We start from the raw sequence: 14,367 nt of genomic DNA on the forward strand, positions 1-14,367 counted from the left end.
CCGCCGTCACGCGCACGCGCGGTCGGTCAGCCCCGGGTTGGGTCGTTCGTCCCGGTATCCGACCAGGTCAGCGGCATAGGTTGGAGCTACCACTCCACGAAGGGACGGCATCATGACCGGCAGGCTCGAGGGCAGGACCGCACTCGTGACGGGAGCAGGATCAGGCATCGGTGAGGCGATCGCCACGAAGTTCGTCGCCGAGGGCGCGACGGTCGTCCTGGCGGACGTCAGCGGCCGGCAGGACGAGGTCGCGGCGCGCCTGGGCGAGCTCGCTCTCCCCTACCAGCTCGACGTCGACGACGACGACGCGATCGACGCGCTGGAGACCTACCTCCGAGAGGACCACGGCGGGATCGACGTGCTGGCCAACAACGTCGGCGTCAACGGACCCGCGCTGCTCACGCACGAGTACCCGATGGCGGACTTCGACCGCGTCATGCGCATCAACGTCCGCCAGTTCTTCCGCGTGCTGCAGGTCGGGCTGCGCCTCATGGTCGAGCGCGGCGGCGGCTCGATCGTCAACACGGCCTCGATCGGCGGCGTCCTCGCCACCCCGTCCGCTGCCGCCTACATCACCTCCAAGGGCGCCGTCGTCATGATGACGAAGACGGCCGCGCTCGAGTACGCGCAGCAGAACATCCGCGTCAACGCCATCGGCCCCGGCGTCACGCGCACCCCGTGGCTCGACGGTCTCGGCGACGAGCTCAACGCGACGCTCGCGGCGCAGGTCCCGCAGGGGCGCGTCGGCGAGGCGTCGGAGATGGCGAACGTCGCGGCGTTCCTCGCCAGTGAGGAGGCCTCGCACGTGTCCGGGCAGCTCTGGGTGATCGACGGCGCCCGGACCGCCGGCTGACGCTCAGCGCCCGGGCACGCCCGTCTGGTCGGCCTGCGTGGGGCGGCCGGAGCCGCCGGTGACCTGCTGGTCCCCGTGGTCCTTGGTCTCGGAGGCGCGGTCGAGGATCGTGCGGTGCGGCCGCGGCACGAGGTCGACGCCGATGTTGTGCACGCCGAGGCGCCACGCCGGCTCGCGCCCCGGGTTCTGCGCCACGACGGACCAGTGGCAGTTCCCCATGCCGCCGAGCCAGTACGAGTGCGCACCCATGTCGAGGATGTGGGCGATGCCGAGGGTGATCGCGGCGCCGTGCGCGACGACCGCGACGATCTCGCCGTCGTCGGCCGCCTCGGCGACCGCGCGCAGAGCGAGCCCGACCCGCTCCCCCGCGCCCGCCCGGGACTCGACGCCGATCCCCTCGGGATCCCGGCCCGCCCGCCAGTGGTCGTACTGCTCGGGCCAGCCGGCCTGGAGCTCCTCGTGCGTGTGGCCCTCCCACAGCCCGAAGCCGCGCTCGCGGAAGCCCTCGTCGGTGGTGACGTCCAGCCCGGCCGCCCGCCCGAGGATCTGTGCGGTCTCGAGCGCGCGCGACAGATCGGAGCTGACGATCCGGGTGAGGTCCGCGCCGCCGAGCACCTCGGCGGCACGCTCGGCCTGCTGCCGCCCGGTGTCGTTGAGCGGGATGTCGATCTGGCCCTGCATGCGCATGGCGTGGTTGTAGTCGGTCTGCCCGTGCCGCAGCAGGACGAGCGCGCGGGCGGTCACTGGCCGGTCCCGAGCCCGGTCGCCCGGTACGGTCCGTCCTCGGCTCCCGGGGTGGTCTCGTCGACGACGACGTCCTCGACGTCGACGGGCACGACCGGGCAGTCGCCCCACAGGCGCTCGAGCGCGTAGAACTGGCGATCCTCGGTGTGCTGCACGTGGACGATGACGTCGGTGTAGTCCACGAGCACCCAGCGGGACTCCGTCAGACCCTCCGTGCGGACGGGCTTCGCCCCCTCGGCGGCGAGTGCCTCCTCGATCGCCTCGACGATGGCGCGCACCTGGCGCTCGTTCGAGCCGGAGGCCACGAGGAAAACGTCGGTGAGGACGAGGCGCTCGGAGACGTCGAGCGCGATGATCTCCTCGGCCTTCTTCGATGCGGCGGCTCGTGCGGCTACGTTCGCCAGGTGGCGGGATCGCTCGTCGGCGGCCACGGATCTCCTCGGTTCGGGAACAGGTGGCCCCGATCCTACGGTGTCGGCGCTGCGCGGGGCTGCGCCCGCCCGTCCCTCAGCGGCCGAACAGGTAGAGCCCGACGGCGGCACCGACGCCGAAGAAGATCGCCGCCAGCAGGACGATGATGGCGAGCCCGCGCCACCACCGCACGCGACGGACGGGGCGCTTGCCGCGCGGGCCCTTCGTCGTCGTACGGCCGTTCGTCGCCGGCGCTGCACCGGCGGCCCGTCCGCGCTGGGTGGTCGCCACCGGTGTCCCTTCGTCGCTGCCGCTCACCGGCTCGTCACCGGCCTGCTCGTCACCGCCAGGCGCATCGCGGCCAGGCCCGCCGCCGGCCGGCCCGGCGTCGGCGCGCACGTCGTCGGGCCTCGTGCCGGTGGCCGCACCGGCGGCCGCGGCACCCACAGCACCCACAGCACCCGCGGCGCCTCCGGCGACGGCGGGACGGACGGCCGTCGCGAGGACCTCGTCCTCCGGAGCCGGCGGGGGCGGCGGCGCCGCCGCGGCGGCCCCGTCGCCGCGGGCCTCATCGCCGGGGGTCTTGTCGCCGCGGGCCCCATCGCCGCTGGCCCCGTCGGAGGGCGCGGGCTCCGGCGGGACGGCGGCGAACGGACGCACCGCCGTTCCCTCCGGTCCGGCGGTGACGGGCATGTCGGCCGCGCTCTCGCCGTCCGCGGCGCGCACCCGGCTCGCGGCCTGGCCCTGGGCCGGCGCGGTCCCGTGGCCGGCGCCGGCACCCACGGCCGGTCCCGGCGTCCAGGTGTCCTCGGGCTCGTGCGTGGCCCCGAGGTCGTGCCTGCCCTCGGGCTCGTGGGTCGCGCCGGGGTCGGTGCCCGCCGGCTGCACCTCGGCGTCGGTCGGCCCGGTTGAGCCGTGTGCAGCGGTGCCACGCTCCGAGTCCTCCCGGCCGGCCGGGGCCCTCGCGGCCGAGGCGTCGAGCGCGGCCCGCGCGCGGTCCTCCGGGCTGCCGGTGCGCTGCGCCGCGGCGTCCCGCTTGGCGTCCTCGGCCATCTGTGCGGCCTCCCGCGCGGCCTGCTCGCGCAGCCAGCGACGCGTGACCGGTCCCTCGTTCATCACGCCACCGTCGAGGGGTCGATGTACAGGCGGTGCTTGGCGATGTACTGCACCACGCCGTCGGGCACGAGGTACCAGACGGGCTTGTCCTCCTGGACCCGCCTGCGGCAGTCGGTGGAGCTGATGGCCATGGCTGGCACCTCCTGGAGCTTGACGCGATCCTCGGGCAGGCCCTCCGCCACGAGGTCGTGACCGGGCCGGGTGACGCCGACGAACGTCGCGAGCTCCCACAGCTCGTCCGCGTCCTTCCAGGCCAGGATCTGGGACAGGGCGTCGGCGCCGGTGATGAAGTACAGCTCGGCGTCGGGCATCTGCGCGTGCACGTCCCGCAGGGTGTCGATCGTGTAGGTGTCGCCGCCGCGGTCGATGTCCACGCGCGAGACGGTGAATCGCGGGTTCGACGCCGTCGCGATGTTCGTCATGAGGTAGCGGTGCTCGGCCTCGGTGACCTTGCGGTCCCGCTTGAACGGCTGCACGCCGGTCGGCACGAAGAGCACCTCGTCGAGGTCGAGGAGGTGCTGGACCTCCGAGGCGGCGACGAGGTGGCCGTGGTGGATCGGGTCGAACGTTCCGCCCATGAGGCCGACGCGGCGTCGGCGTCCCCGGTGGGAGCGGGCGTTCACGTCAGTGGCGCGTCCTGATCGAGCGGAACGCCCAGGTGACGAGCAGGAGCATGAGCAGGATCGCGAGCATGATCACGCCGCCGACGTAGGCGTTGAGGTCGGTCGCCATCGGCTCCGCAGCGGTGTGGGCGGACGTGCGCACCAGCGAGCTGGCCATCGGAGGTCTCCTTCGTTCGAGTTCGGGAGCCAGTGTCGCACGGCAGCTCGCGCGGGGTTGTCAGGCGGGTCCTCGGCCGATCTCGCCCGGCCCTCCCCCGCGCTGGCCGCCGCGGTCTCTCCCGTGGCCCGGCCCGTGGTCGCTGCCGTGGTCGCCGCTGCGGTCTCCCCCGTGGTCCCAGCCGTGCAGGCGCCGCAGCTCGGCCTCGATCCGGGCCTCGCGGCCGAGCCGGTCGAAGGCGTCGTGGACCTGGTGCGAGCCGGAGTCCGTCCAGGCCAGCTCCTCGTACGCGGCCTGGCGACCCTCGAGCTCGTGGACCTCGCGCTCGGCCGCGCGGACGGCCTCCGCCGTCGAGCCGGGCACGTCGGTGCGCATCGCCTGCGCGATGGTCGCGGAGGCGCGGGCAGCCTCCCGGTCGGCCGCTAGCGCCCGACGCCGGGACTCGACCTCATGGACCTGCGCCTCGAGCCGGCCCACCCCGGCCCGCAGGTCCTCCTCCTTGTTGCGCAGCACCGCCAGCTGGTCGGCCAGCCGGTCGCGCGGCGCCGCGGCCTCGAGCGCGCGGCCGAGCGCAGCCCGCGCCGCCGCGTCGTCACCCTGCTCGACGGCGATGGCCGCCGCCCGCTCGTGCCCCTCGACCTCGAGCTCGGCACGCTCGTGGAGGAGCTCGGTGCGGCGGCGCTGGACGGTCAGCTCGCCGACGGCCCGACGCGCGTCGTCGACGGCGGCGCGCTGGCGGCGGACGGCCTCGGCGATCTCGGTGGCGGGGTCCGGCGGCGGGTTCTTCGCCTCGCGGCGGCGCCGGCGGCGGTCGTTGCCCTCGGCCCGGCCGATGCCGAAGATCCGCCGGCCGACGCCCATCAGTCGTCCTCGGAGCGGCGGCGCGAGCGCCGCACGCGGTCCGACTCGTGCTCGGTGCGGCGCTCCTCGCCGTCGCCCAGCGCGCCGAGCGCCTGGGCCTCGAGCATGAGGTCGTCGGCTGCGCGGCGCAGGGCCGGGGTGGAGGACGACGAGCGCGAGTGCAGCAGCGAGCGGCGCAGGTCCCCGGAGAGTCGTTCGTGCGTCCGGATGTCCGGCAGGAGGTCCGTGAGCAGGCGGTGCCGCATGCCGGCGTCGGGCTCGTTCTCCACGACCCGCAGGTCGTCGTCGATCTCCCGGTAGGCGCGCTCGAGGTCCGCGGCGACCTGCGGGAGGTCCCCGACGGTACGGCCCGCCTCGCGCGCGGCCTCCAGGGCCCGGTCGGTCGCGTCGGTCGAGCGGCGCATCGCGAGGCGGTGCTTGGCGACCTCGCGCACGGTCGGGTCCGAGGACAGTGCCCGGACGTTGAGCTCGCCCTGCTCGATACGGCGCCGCATGCCCTTGCTGCGTGAGAGCCGCCGCACGCCGTACCAGACGCTGCCCACCCCGACCGCGGTCGTGGCCGCGCCGATGCCGGCGATCCACAGCAGGACCTCGACGACCTCGGGCATCTGATCTCCTGCACGTTGCGGGTGGGCGGGACGGCCGACGGCGTGTGACCGGACGGCTGCCCGACCAGGATACGGGGACGGCGTCGCCCGCGGCCGCCGGATTCGCCGACGGCCGACGACGCCGACGCGCCGGGGCCTGCTGGCCGGGCCTGCTACTCGCGGATCTGGCCCTGGCCCTTACTCACGGATCTGGCCCTGGCCCTCGACGATCCACGTCGTCGTCGTCAGCTCGCCCAGGCCCATCGGGCCGCGGGCGTGCAGCTTCTGCGTGGAGATCCCGATCTCCGCGCCGAGGCCGAACTGGCCGCCGTCGGTGAACCGCGAGGAGGCGTTGACGATGAGGGCTGCGGCGTCGAGCTCCGTGGTGAAGCGGTGCACCGAGGTGGTGTCTCGCGTGAGGATGACCTCCGTGTGGCCCGAGGACCACCGCCGGATGTGGTCGAGGGCCTCGTCGAGGGAGTCGACCACGCGCACGGCCAGGTCGGCCGAGAGGTACTCCGTGCCCCAGTCCTCGTCGGTGGCGGGCTCGTACCGCACCGTGCCGCCCTCCGCGAGCCGGTGCGCTGTCTCGTCGCCGTGGACCGTGACGTCCTTCTCCGCCAGCGCCGCGTAGAGCGTGGGAAGGAGCTCCTCGGCGACGTCGCGGTGGACGATGAGCGACTCGGCCGCGTTGCACACGCCCACCCGCTGGGTCTTGGAGTTGAGGATGATCGGCACGGCCTGGTCGAGATCGGCGCTCGCGTCGACGTAGACGTGGACGTTGCCGACGCCGGTCTCGATGACCGGCACGGACGCCTCGGCGACGACGGTCTGGATGAGGCCCGCTCCCCCGCGCGGGACGAGGACGTCGACGAGGCCGCGGGCGCGCATGAGCTCGACGGCGCCCTGCCGCCCGTGGGCGTCGACGGACCGCACGGCCTCGGCGGGCAGGCCGACCGCGAGCAGCGCCTCGCCGAGGATCTCGACGATGACCTCGTTGGAGGACGCCGCGGCCGAGCCGCCGCGCAGCACGACGGCGTTGCCAGACTTCACGGCCAGCCCGGCGGCGTCGACCGTGACGTTCGGGCGTGCCTCGTAGATCATCCCGACCACGCCCATGGGCACGCGCACCTGCCGCAGGCGCAGTCCGTTGGGCAGCGTGGAGCCGCGGACGACCTCGCCGACCGGGTCGGGCAGGGCGGCCAGCTCGCGCAGGGCATCGGCGATCGCGGCGATGCGCGTCTCGTCGAGGGCGAGGCGGTCGAGGAGGCCCGGGCTCATGCCGGAGGTGCGGCCGCGCTCGAGGTCGGTCGCGTTGGCGGCGACGATCCGGGCGGAGCCGGCGACCAGGGCGTCGGCCATGGCGTCGAGCGCGGCGTCCTTGGTGGCGCGCGTCGCGGTGGCGAGCGCACGACCGGCCTCCTTCGCCTCGGCGCAGATCGCGCGGACGGCCTCGCGGACGTCGACGTCGGTGGGAGAAGTCATGTGCGCAAACTACCTCCGAGGGCCCGGGAATGGCCCGGGGGTCTCCTCGGTTGGACGGGGTGGAAGACGTGCTCCGCCCGCGGCGGGCACGCCCACGGACGAAGGGAGCGCCACATGGCGACCACTCAGATCACGCAGGACGACTTCCAGAGCACGATCACCGGCGACGGCATCACGCTCGTGGACTTCTGGGCCGACTGGTGCGGGCCGTGCAAGCAGTTCGGCCCGGTCTACGAGAAGGTCTCCGAGGAGAACCCGGACGTCACCTTCGCAAAGGTCGACACGGACGCGAACCAGGAGCTCGCCGCCCAGCTGCAGATCACGTCGATCCCCACGCTCATGGCGTTCCGCGACGGGGTGCTCGTCTACAACAAGCCGGGCGCCGTCCCCGCGAAGAACCTCGAGCAGATCCTCACCGCCGTCCGTGAGCTGGACATGGACGAGATCAGGAAGCAGATCGCCGAGCACGAGGCCGGCCACTCCGACGAGTGAGCGCGGTTCCGCCTGGCGAGTGAGCGCGGTTCTGCCGCGCGACCGACCTGACGACGAAGCGCCGTCCCTCCGGTTCCACGACCGGAGGGACGGCGCTTCGTCGTTCGTCGGACGGACAGCTGTCCCACCGCGGCTGCACACATGACAGAACCGCGCTCACTCGCCGAGCAAAGTTCGGCACGCCCGTCACCGGACAGAACTCCGCTCACTCGCCACACAGGGCGGGCGGATGCCGATCAGGCGAGGTGGGTGAGGATTGCCGTGAGGTCGGCGGGCACCGAGATCGGGACGAGGACCAGGCCATCGGCGAGGTCGGCGAAGCCGCGCGCCTCCGCCAGCACGTCCTCGGGCGAGCCGATGATGGCGGCGGATCCCGTCCAGGGCAGGTCCCGCTGCTCGACGGCGGCGATGTCGGCCACGAGCTCGGTCCGGGCCAGCGCCCGCTCGCGGCGATCGGCGATCGCCACGTGGAGCTCCACGAGCACGCGCACCTCCGCGCCGGCCTCGGCCGCGCCACGCCGGACGGCGGCGACGAACTCGCGCACCCGCTCGTGGTGGACGGCCCGTACGACGACCGTGCCGCCGGCGCGCCCCGCGGCCAGGCCCTCGTCCACGGCGTTGACGTAGGGCGCGGGACGCACGCGGGTACCGGCCGGCGCCCGGGTGACGCCCGCGGTGCGCGCACGGCTCGCGGAGGCCCGTGTCGCGGCGGCGTGGCGCGCCGAGTCGGCGGTGAGGCCCGCGCCGGCCGGCACGGACCCGGCGCCGTGCGCGTCCGTGCCTCCGGGCAGGAGGACGTCGACGCCGGCATCGGTGAGGCGCTCGCCCGTGCGCCGGGCGTCGGATCCGGCGTCGGTGCGCCACGGCGCGTCCGAGCGCAGGTGGAACGCGGGCGAGAGCGCGACCTCGGTCAGGCCCGTCTGGCGCGCCGCGTGGGCATGCCGGGCGAGCCGGGGCAGGTCGGCGGTGTCGACGGGCAGGTCGGCCTCGGGGTCGGTGACGGCCGCGCCGAGGCCCGACAGGTCGACGACGATCGCGCCGCCGATCCGTCCCGATGCCGGGCGGGCGCCGGACTGTGCCGGAGCGGTCGGCGTCGTGGGCCGCGCCTGCGCAGCCGGGGTCCGGCGGATCGCGGTGCCCGTCGTCGCGGGGGTGGTCGTCGGGCTGGTCGTCACGGGGCCGTTCGTCGTCGTGGACGTGGCGGTTCGGGCAGAGATCAGTGTGGTGCTCATGGCAGGAGGGTCCTCACGGGTTCCCGCCGTCGGCGGCTGCGCCGACGGCTGTGCGATGACCGGGAGTCGTGCGGGCGGGACGTGTCACTCGTCCCGGGAGGCCGCACCTCGACCGGTGTGACGCGGCGCGGGAGCGCGGCGTCGCTGGTGTCTCCGGGCTGTCAGGCCGACATTCGCCGACAGCCCGGGCGCATGCACATCATCGCCGGGAGGAGGGTGGAGCTGGATCGGTGGGTGCTCACCTGCTGCATCATGTCCGGATCCTTCGTGCAAGGGCGCCTGCTGCGCCGGGCGTTGCTCCACGGACGTGGAGCCAGGTCATCACCCGGAGCACCCCCGCCACACGAGGGGGGTTGCCGACCAGCGAGCCGGGGCTTCGCACTGGTTCTCAAGACCTGGATGGACCGTAGGCACCGCAACGGGCGTCCGTCAACGAGGGAGCGGTCACGTCTCACCTGTCGGACGTCGGGCGGTTGTGGTGAAGGGACAGGCGACGCCCACCGCGACGAGTGCGGGGGAAAGACCATGAGTGCGGGGACTAGATCCCCGACCTCGTCCACCTGTCCCCGCACTCGTTGCCAGGACGCGGCCCATGGCGGCGGAGGAGCCGCCTCAGCGGCCCTGCGCGCGCCCGCCCACGTCCCGCATGACGGCGAGGTCGTCGCGGTGCACGGCGGGCCGCAGCTTCGCCCGCTCCTCGGCCGGCGCGGCCACGAGCGCAGCGAGCTCGCGGGCGTCGTACCCGGTGACGCCCCGGGCCACGAGCCCGTCCGGACCGAGGATCTCGACGACGTCCCCGGCCTCGAAGTCGCCGACCACCTCGGTGATGCCGGGGATCAGCAGCGAGCGCTGGCGCTCCCCCACGGCGGCGGCGGCCCCGGCGTCGACGACGACGCTGCCGCGCGGGCGGGCCGCGTGCGCGAGCCAGAGGCGCCGGGCCGACATCCGGCGTCCACGTGCCGAGAACCAGGTGCCGACGGGCCGGCCGGCGAGGGCGTCGGCGGCGTGGTCGGCGTCGGTGAGGACGACCGGGATGCCCGAGCCGGTGGCGATCGCGGCCGCCTCGAGCTTCGTCACCATGCCCCCGGTGCCGACGGCCGAGCCGCGGGCCGTGACCTGGACGCCGGCCAGGTCCTCGGGCCCGGACACCACGGGGATCAGGGAGGAGGTGGGCGAGGCGGGGTGGCCGTCGTAGAGACCGTCGACGTCGGTGAGCAGCACGAGCGCGTCGGCCCGCACGAGGTGGGCCACCAGTGCGGCCAGCCGGTCGTTGTCGCCGAAGCGGATCTCGTCGGTGGCCACGGCGTCGTTCTCGTTGACGATCGGCGTGACGCCGAGGGTGAGGAGCCGGTCGAGGGCACGCGCGGCGTTGACGTTGCTCTGGCGGCGCACGAGATCCTCGGCGGTGAGCAGGACCTGACCGACCCGCCGCCCGTGCCGCGCGAACGCCTCCGTGTAGCGGGCGAGGATCATGCCCTGACCGACGGAGGCGGCGGCCTGCTGCGTGGCGAGGTCCTTCGGCCTGGCGCTGAGCCCGAGCGGCGCGATGCCGGCGGCGATGGCGCCCGAGCTGACGAGCACCACCTGCCGGCCCTGCGCGACGCGCGTGGCCAGCAGGGTGGAGAGCTGGCCGATGCGCTCGAGGTCGAGCGCGCCGTCGCTCCTGGTGAGGGAGGACGATCCGATCTTCACGACGACGCACCCCGCCCGCGCGAGGAGCGCACGGTTCGCGAGGGGTCGGTGGACGGTCGGGAAGCTCACCGGGACATTGTGCCGCGGGGGCCGGGGGCTCCCGGCGCGCGTCCAGCCGCCCGGACCGATATGCGCTCACTCGCGAGGCAGAACCGCGCTCACTCGTGGTCGGAGGGGTCGGCCCAGTGGCCGGCCCTGCGCTCGGTCCACAGTTCCTCGCGCGCGGCGGTCTTGGCGTCCATCGACTCGTGGAACTCGCGGCGCTTCTCGGCGCGGGTGGGGCGGCGTCGCTCGTCCTCGACCCGGAGGTCGGTGCCGCGCGGTCCGAGGTGCTCGGCGCCGGTGGTCATCGTCGGCTCCCAGTCGAACAGGACGCCGCCGTCGGCGGGGCCGATGACGACCGTGTCCCCGGGCACGGCACCGGCCCTCATCAGCTCGGTCTCGACGCCGAGCCGCGCGAGACGGTCAGCGAGATAGCCGACGGCCTCGTCGTTGCCGAAGTCGGTCTGCTTGACCCAGCGCTCGGGGCGCCTGCCCCGCACCTGGAAGAACGGCTCGTCGGCACTGCCCTTGCGCGTGACGGTGAAGCCGGCGTCGTCGACCGCGGTGGGCCGCAGCACCACGCGCGGCGCGACCGCCGGACCCGCCTCGGCGCGCGCCCGGGCCACGATCTCCGACAGGGCGAACGTCAGCGGGCGCAGGCCCTCGTGCGTGGCCGTGGACACGGCGAAGACCTTGAGGCCGCGCGCCTCGAGGTCGGGGCGGACGAACTCGGCGAGCTCGCGCGCCTCGGGCACGTCGATCTTGTTGAGCACCACCACGCGGGGCCGCTCCATGAGCGGCACGCCCGAGCCGGCGATGTCGAGGTCGGCGGAGTAGGCGGCGAGCTCGGACTCGATCGTGTCGAGGTCGGAGATGGGGTCGCGGCCGGGCTCGAGGGTGGCGCAGTCGAGGACGTGGACGAGCACCGCGCACCGCTCGACGTGGCGGAGGAACTCCAGCCCCAGCCCCTTGCCCGAGGACGCGCCCGGGATGAGGCCGGGGACGTCGGCCACGGTGAAGCGCTCCTCCCCGGCCATGACGACCCCCAGGTTGGGGATGAGCGTGGTGAACGGGTAGTCCGCGATCTTGGGCCGCGCGGCGCTGACGGTCGCGATGAGGGAGGACTTGCCGGCGGAGGGGAACCCGACGAGCGCGACGTCGGCGACGGACTTGACCTCGAGGACGACGTCGCGCTCCTCCCCCTCCTCGCCCAGGAGGGCGAAGCCGGGCGCCTTGCGGCGCGGGGAGGCCAGCGCGGCGTTGCCGAGTCCACCGCGGCCGCCGGCGGCGATGACGACCGACGTGCCGGCGCCGACGAGGTCAGCGATGACCTCGCCGTCGGCGGACTTCACGACCGTGCCGTCGGGGACGCCGAGGATCATGTCCGCGCCGTTCGCGCCCTGGCGCATGTCGCCCGCGCCCTGGCCGCCGCTGGGCGCGCGCCGGTGCGGCGAGTGGTGGTAGTCGAGCAGCGTGTGGATCTGGGGGTCGACGACGAGGACCACGTCCCCGCCGTTGCCGCCGTTCGCGCCGTCGGGCCCGGCCAGGGGCTTGAACTTCTCGCGGCGGATCGAGGCGACGCCGTGCCCGCCGTTGCCGCCGGCGGCATGCAGGACGACCCGGTCGACGAAGCTGGCCATGGGGTCCTCCGGATGGGACGGGAGCGGGCGAGGAACGAGGGACGACGTGCGGTCGGCCGGGCGGGCCGGGTACGACGAGGGGCGGACGGCATCATGCCGTCCGCCCCTCGTCGACGTGGATGGGTGGTGCTCAGGCCTCCACGGGCACGATGTTGACGACGCTGCGGTCGCGACGACGGCCGAACTGCACGGTGCCGGCCTCGAGGGCGAACAGCGTGTCGTCCTTGCCACGGCCGACGCCGAGACCCGGGTGGAGGCGGGTGCCGCGCTGGCGGACGAGGATCTCGCCGGCCTTGACGACCTGACCGCCGAAGCGCTTGACGCCCAGTCGCTGCGCGGTGGAGTCGCGGCCGTTCTTCGAGGAACTGGCGCCCTTCTTCGTTGCCATCTCGTCTGCTCTCTCTTCGGTAGAGGTGGTGCGCTCGCGCGCGTGCGTCGTGGTGGGGTGACCGGCCGGGGCCGGTCGCTGGGTCAGCTGATGCCGGTGACCTTGAGCCGCGTGAGCGACTGGCGGTGGCCCTGGCGACGGCTGTAGCCCGTCTTGTTCTTGTACCGCAGGATCGTGACCTTCTTGCCCTTCTCGGCACGGACGATCTCGGCGGTGACCTTGGCGGAGATGCCGTCGGCGGAGGTGGTGACCTTCTCGCCGTCGACGAGCAGGATCGGGGTCAGCTCGACGGTGTCGCCGGGCGCACCGGCCATCTTGTTGACGACGACGATGTCGCCGACGGACACCTTCTCCTGCCGGCCGCCGGCCTTGACGATCGCGTAGACCACGTTGCTGCTCATCTCTGTATCGCTGCTGGGGGAACCTGCCGCCCACCGGTGGCGGGCGCGCCTCGGCCTGTCGGCCTCGGGGGTTCTTCTCGATCGGCGCAGCGCGCGCCGACGCCCCAGGTTACGCACCGCCCCGCCCGGCGGCAAGGCTGAGACGTGCGGCGACGGCCCGTACCGCCTGTGTGATCCCGCACAGGCGCCTGCCCGCCGCACTACCGTGGAGGGATGCCCCAGCCCTACGCACCCGGCGCGGCACCGCTGACCAGGATGACCGACGGGACGATCAAGCAGGTCTCCCCGTTCACGGGCACCGAGGTCTGGACCGTCCCAGGACGTGCGCACCGGCCGGTCGGGCAGCCGGCCACCGAGCCGGTCGCGCTGGACCCGGACCTGCACGGTCGGCACTGCGCGTTCTGCCACCTGCGCTACGACGAGACGCCGCCCGAGAAGGCCCGGCTCGTGCGTCGAGCGGGGCCGGGCGCCGCGGGCGCCAGGAGAAACAAGGGCGGCAACCCTGACGACTGGGAGCTCCTCCGCGGCCTCCCGGCGGCACGGATGTTCGACACCGTCGCGGAGCTGCGCCGCATCCCCAACCTGTTCGAGATCCTCTCCTTCGACTACTGGCACCAGAACTACGGATACGAGGTGCCCGAGGACGTGGCGCGTCGTCGAGAGGCGTACCTCGCGACGCCCGACGGCGAGGAGCACGTCGCCCGGGTGGTCGGCCAGCGCCTCCGGGCCGCCGGGGACACGACGACGACCTGGCAGTCGATGGACGCCGCCGAGCGCCTCAGGCACGCCACGGCGTTCTTCGGGGGCGGGCACGACGTCGTCGTCGCGAGGCGCCACTTCACCGACGACGCGACGACAGACGCCGACCTGGCCTCCTCGGGAACTCTCACCCCCGACGAGCACCACCGGTACACGGCGTTCACGGTCGACGCCCTGCACTCGCTCTACGAGGCCAACCGGTATGCCCGCTACGTCGCGGTGTTCCAGAACTGGCTGAAGCCCGCGGGCGCATCGTTCGACCACCTCCACAAGCAGCTCGTGGCCATCGACGAGCGGGGCACCCAGGCCGAGCTCGAGCTCCAGCGGCTGCGCGCCAACCCCAACCTCTTCAACGAGGCGGCCGTCAACTACGCCCAGTACCAGAACCTGGTGGTGGCGGAGAACGACCACGCGATCGCGTTCGCCGGGTTCGGCCACCGCTACCCCACCGTCGAGATCTACTCCCGTTCGGCACGCACCGCGCCCTGGGAGCACTCCGACGAGGAGCTCCGCGCGGTCTCCGACCTCGTGCACGCCGCCCACGCGGCGACCGGCACGCTCGTGCCCTCCAACGAGGAGTGGCACCACCAGCCCGCCGACGTCGACCAGCCGATGCCGTGGCGGATCATGCTCAAGTGGCGCGTCTCGACCCTCGCGGGGTTCGAGGGCGGCACGAAGATCTACCTCAACACCATCGACCCGTGGACGCTGCGCGACCGGATCGTCGATCGGCTCTACACCCTGCGCGACGACGGGAGGATCGCCGCGGACATGCGCATCGCGACCGAGGCCGAGTGCCGGCCCAATCCCCTGCGCTACCACCCGCTCGTCCGCTGACTCCGCCCGAGCTCGTCGAGCGTGCGGGTCGTGGCCCACGAGCGAGG

16 protein-coding genes and 1 riboswitch are annotated in these 14,367 nt (G+C 73.9%); of the genes, 3 read left to right on the forward strand and 13 right to left on the reverse strand.

Going from position 1 to position 14,367, the window contains the following annotated elements; genetic code table 11:
- The first annotated feature begins 112 nt into the window (after window positions 1–112).
- A complete protein-coding gene (locus AC24HA_RS13590; protein WP_425708385.1) occupies window positions 113–853 on the forward strand; it encodes an SDR family NAD(P)-dependent oxidoreductase in 741 nt (246 codons plus the stop codon).
- Between the two features lie 3 nt (window positions 854–856).
- Here the strand turns inward: AC24HA_RS13590 and AC24HA_RS13595 are convergent, their stop codons facing one another.
- From AC24HA_RS13595 to AC24HA_RS13630, 8 genes are all read right to left on the reverse strand, one after another.
- Window positions 857–1,597 carry a histidine phosphatase family protein gene (locus AC24HA_RS13595; protein ID WP_425708386.1) on the reverse strand — a complete coding sequence of 247 codons (741 nt, stop codon included), beginning with the start codon at window positions 1,595–1,597 and terminating at the stop codon, window positions 857–859.
- A complete protein-coding gene (gene rsfS / locus AC24HA_RS13600; RefSeq protein WP_425708387.1) occupies window positions 1,594–2,028 on the reverse strand; it encodes a ribosome silencing factor in 435 nt (144 codons plus the stop codon). The genes AC24HA_RS13595 and rsfS overlap by 4 nt, the downstream gene beginning before the upstream one ends.
- Window positions 2,029–2,104: 76 nt before the next feature.
- Window positions 2,105–3,124, reverse strand: coding sequence for a hypothetical protein (locus AC24HA_RS13605; protein WP_425708388.1), 1,020 nt, complete (start codon window positions 3,122–3,124; stop codon window positions 2,105–2,107).
- Window positions 3,124–3,702: a nicotinate-nucleotide adenylyltransferase gene (gene nadD / locus AC24HA_RS13610; protein ID WP_487563641.1), complete on the reverse strand. Its 579-nt coding sequence runs from the start codon at window positions 3,700–3,702 to the stop codon at window positions 3,124–3,126. Before nadD ends, AC24HA_RS13605 begins: the two co-directional genes overlap by 1 nt.
- Window positions 3,703–3,748: 46 nt before the next feature.
- Window positions 3,749–3,904 (reverse strand): hypothetical protein, encoded by a 156-nt coding sequence (locus AC24HA_RS13615; RefSeq protein WP_425708390.1) that lies wholly within the window; start codon window positions 3,902–3,904, stop codon window positions 3,749–3,751.
- 60 nt (window positions 3,905–3,964) lie between these two features.
- Window positions 3,965–4,765 carry a PspA/IM30 family protein gene (locus AC24HA_RS13620; protein WP_425708391.1) on the reverse strand — a complete coding sequence of 267 codons (801 nt, stop codon included), beginning with the start codon at window positions 4,763–4,765 and terminating at the stop codon, window positions 3,965–3,967.
- The gene (locus AC24HA_RS13625) at window positions 4,765–5,373 is read right to left on the reverse strand and encodes a hypothetical protein (RefSeq protein ID WP_425708392.1); all 609 of its coding nucleotides are present in this window, start codon (window positions 5,371–5,373) and stop codon (window positions 4,765–4,767) included. The genes AC24HA_RS13620 and AC24HA_RS13625 overlap by 1 nt, the downstream gene beginning before the upstream one ends.
- A 177-nt stretch (window positions 5,374–5,550) precedes the next feature.
- Window positions 5,551–6,837: a glutamate-5-semialdehyde dehydrogenase gene (locus tag AC24HA_RS13630; RefSeq protein ID WP_425708393.1), complete on the reverse strand. Its 1,287-nt coding sequence runs from the start codon at window positions 6,835–6,837 to the stop codon at window positions 5,551–5,553.
- A gap of 114 nt (window positions 6,838–6,951) precedes the next feature.
- Here AC24HA_RS13630 and trxA point away from each other — a divergent pair, with 114 nt between their 5' ends.
- Entirely contained in the window at window positions 6,952–7,329 is a 378-nt protein-coding gene (gene trxA, locus AC24HA_RS13635; protein ID WP_425708394.1) for a thioredoxin, read from the forward strand.
- Window positions 7,330–7,565: 236 nt separating this feature from the next.
- On the opposite strand, the gene AC24HA_RS13640 is transcribed toward trxA, so the two are convergent.
- From AC24HA_RS13640 to rplU, 5 genes are all read right to left on the reverse strand, one after another.
- Window positions 7,566–8,561 (reverse strand): hypothetical protein, encoded by a 996-nt coding sequence (locus tag AC24HA_RS13640; RefSeq protein ID WP_425708395.1) that lies wholly within the window; start codon window positions 8,559–8,561, stop codon window positions 7,566–7,568.
- Window positions 8,562–8,845: 284 nt separating this feature from the next.
- Window positions 8,846–8,957, reverse strand: a riboswitch (SAM riboswitch).
- A gap of 216 nt (window positions 8,958–9,173) precedes the next feature.
- On the reverse strand, window positions 9,174–10,322 hold the full coding sequence (gene proB / locus AC24HA_RS13645) for a glutamate 5-kinase (RefSeq protein ID WP_425708396.1): 1,149 nt from the start codon (window positions 10,320–10,322) through the stop codon (window positions 9,174–9,176).
- Between the two features lie 89 nt (window positions 10,323–10,411).
- Window positions 10,412–11,935 carry a GTPase ObgE gene (gene obgE, locus AC24HA_RS13650; RefSeq protein ID WP_425708397.1) on the reverse strand — a complete coding sequence of 508 codons (1,524 nt, stop codon included), beginning with the start codon at window positions 11,933–11,935 and terminating at the stop codon, window positions 10,412–10,414.
- A 130-nt stretch (window positions 11,936–12,065) separates the two neighbouring features.
- Window positions 12,066–12,323, reverse strand: coding sequence for a 50S ribosomal protein L27 (gene rpmA, locus AC24HA_RS13655; RefSeq protein ID WP_425708398.1), 258 nt, complete (start codon window positions 12,321–12,323; stop codon window positions 12,066–12,068).
- Window positions 12,324–12,406: 83 nt separating this feature from the next.
- Window positions 12,407–12,724 (reverse strand): 50S ribosomal protein L21, encoded by a 318-nt coding sequence (gene rplU / locus AC24HA_RS13660; RefSeq protein ID WP_425708399.1) that lies wholly within the window; start codon window positions 12,722–12,724, stop codon window positions 12,407–12,409.
- Window positions 12,725–12,937: 213 nt separating this feature from the next.
- Between rplU and AC24HA_RS13665 the strand changes: the two genes are divergently transcribed.
- Window positions 12,938–14,320, forward strand: a complete 1,383-nt coding sequence (locus AC24HA_RS13665; protein ID WP_425708400.1) for a DUF4921 family protein — start codon at window positions 12,938–12,940, stop codon at window positions 14,318–14,320.
- Window positions 14,321–14,367: the final 47 nt, after the last annotated feature.

It is taken from the genome of Georgenia sp. Z1491, assembly GCF_057652395.1.

Coding starts and splice junctions, on each gene's coding strand:
- AC24HA_RS13590 (WP_425708385.1), top strand. CDS start 113: ATGACCGGCAGGCTCGAGGGCAGGACCGCACTCGTGACGGGAGCAGGA.
- AC24HA_RS13605 (WP_425708388.1), bottom strand. CDS start 3,124: ATGAACGAGGGACCGGTCACGCGTCGCTGGCTGCGCGAGCAGGCCGCG.
- nadD (WP_487563641.1), bottom strand. CDS start 3,702: ATGGGCGGAACGTTCGACCCGATCCACCACGGCCACCTCGTCGCCGCC.
- AC24HA_RS13615 (WP_425708390.1), bottom strand. CDS start 3,904: ATGGCCAGCTCGCTGGTGCGCACGTCCGCCCACACCGCTGCGGAGCCG.
- AC24HA_RS13620 (WP_425708391.1), bottom strand. CDS start 4,765: ATGGGCGTCGGCCGGCGGATCTTCGGCATCGGCCGGGCCGAGGGCAAC.
- AC24HA_RS13625 (WP_425708392.1), bottom strand. CDS start 5,373: ATGCCCGAGGTCGTCGAGGTCCTGCTGTGGATCGCCGGCATCGGCGCG.
- AC24HA_RS13630 (WP_425708393.1), bottom strand. CDS start 6,837: ATGACTTCTCCCACCGACGTCGACGTCCGCGAGGCCGTCCGCGCGATC.
- trxA (WP_425708394.1), top strand. CDS start 6,952: ATGGCGACCACTCAGATCACGCAGGACGACTTCCAGAGCACGATCACC.
- AC24HA_RS13640 (WP_425708395.1), bottom strand. CDS start 8,561: ATGAGCACCACACTGATCTCTGCCCGAACCGCCACGTCCACGACGACG.
- obgE (WP_425708397.1), bottom strand. CDS start 11,935: ATGGCCAGCTTCGTCGACCGGGTCGTCCTGCATGCCGCCGGCGGCAAC.
- rpmA (WP_425708398.1), bottom strand. CDS start 12,323: ATGGCAACGAAGAAGGGCGCCAGTTCCTCGAAGAACGGCCGCGACTCC.
- rplU (WP_425708399.1), bottom strand. CDS start 12,724: ATGAGCAGCAACGTGGTCTACGCGATCGTCAAGGCCGGCGGCCGGCAG.
- AC24HA_RS13665 (WP_425708400.1), top strand. CDS start 12,938: ATGCCCCAGCCCTACGCACCCGGCGCGGCACCGCTGACCAGGATGACC.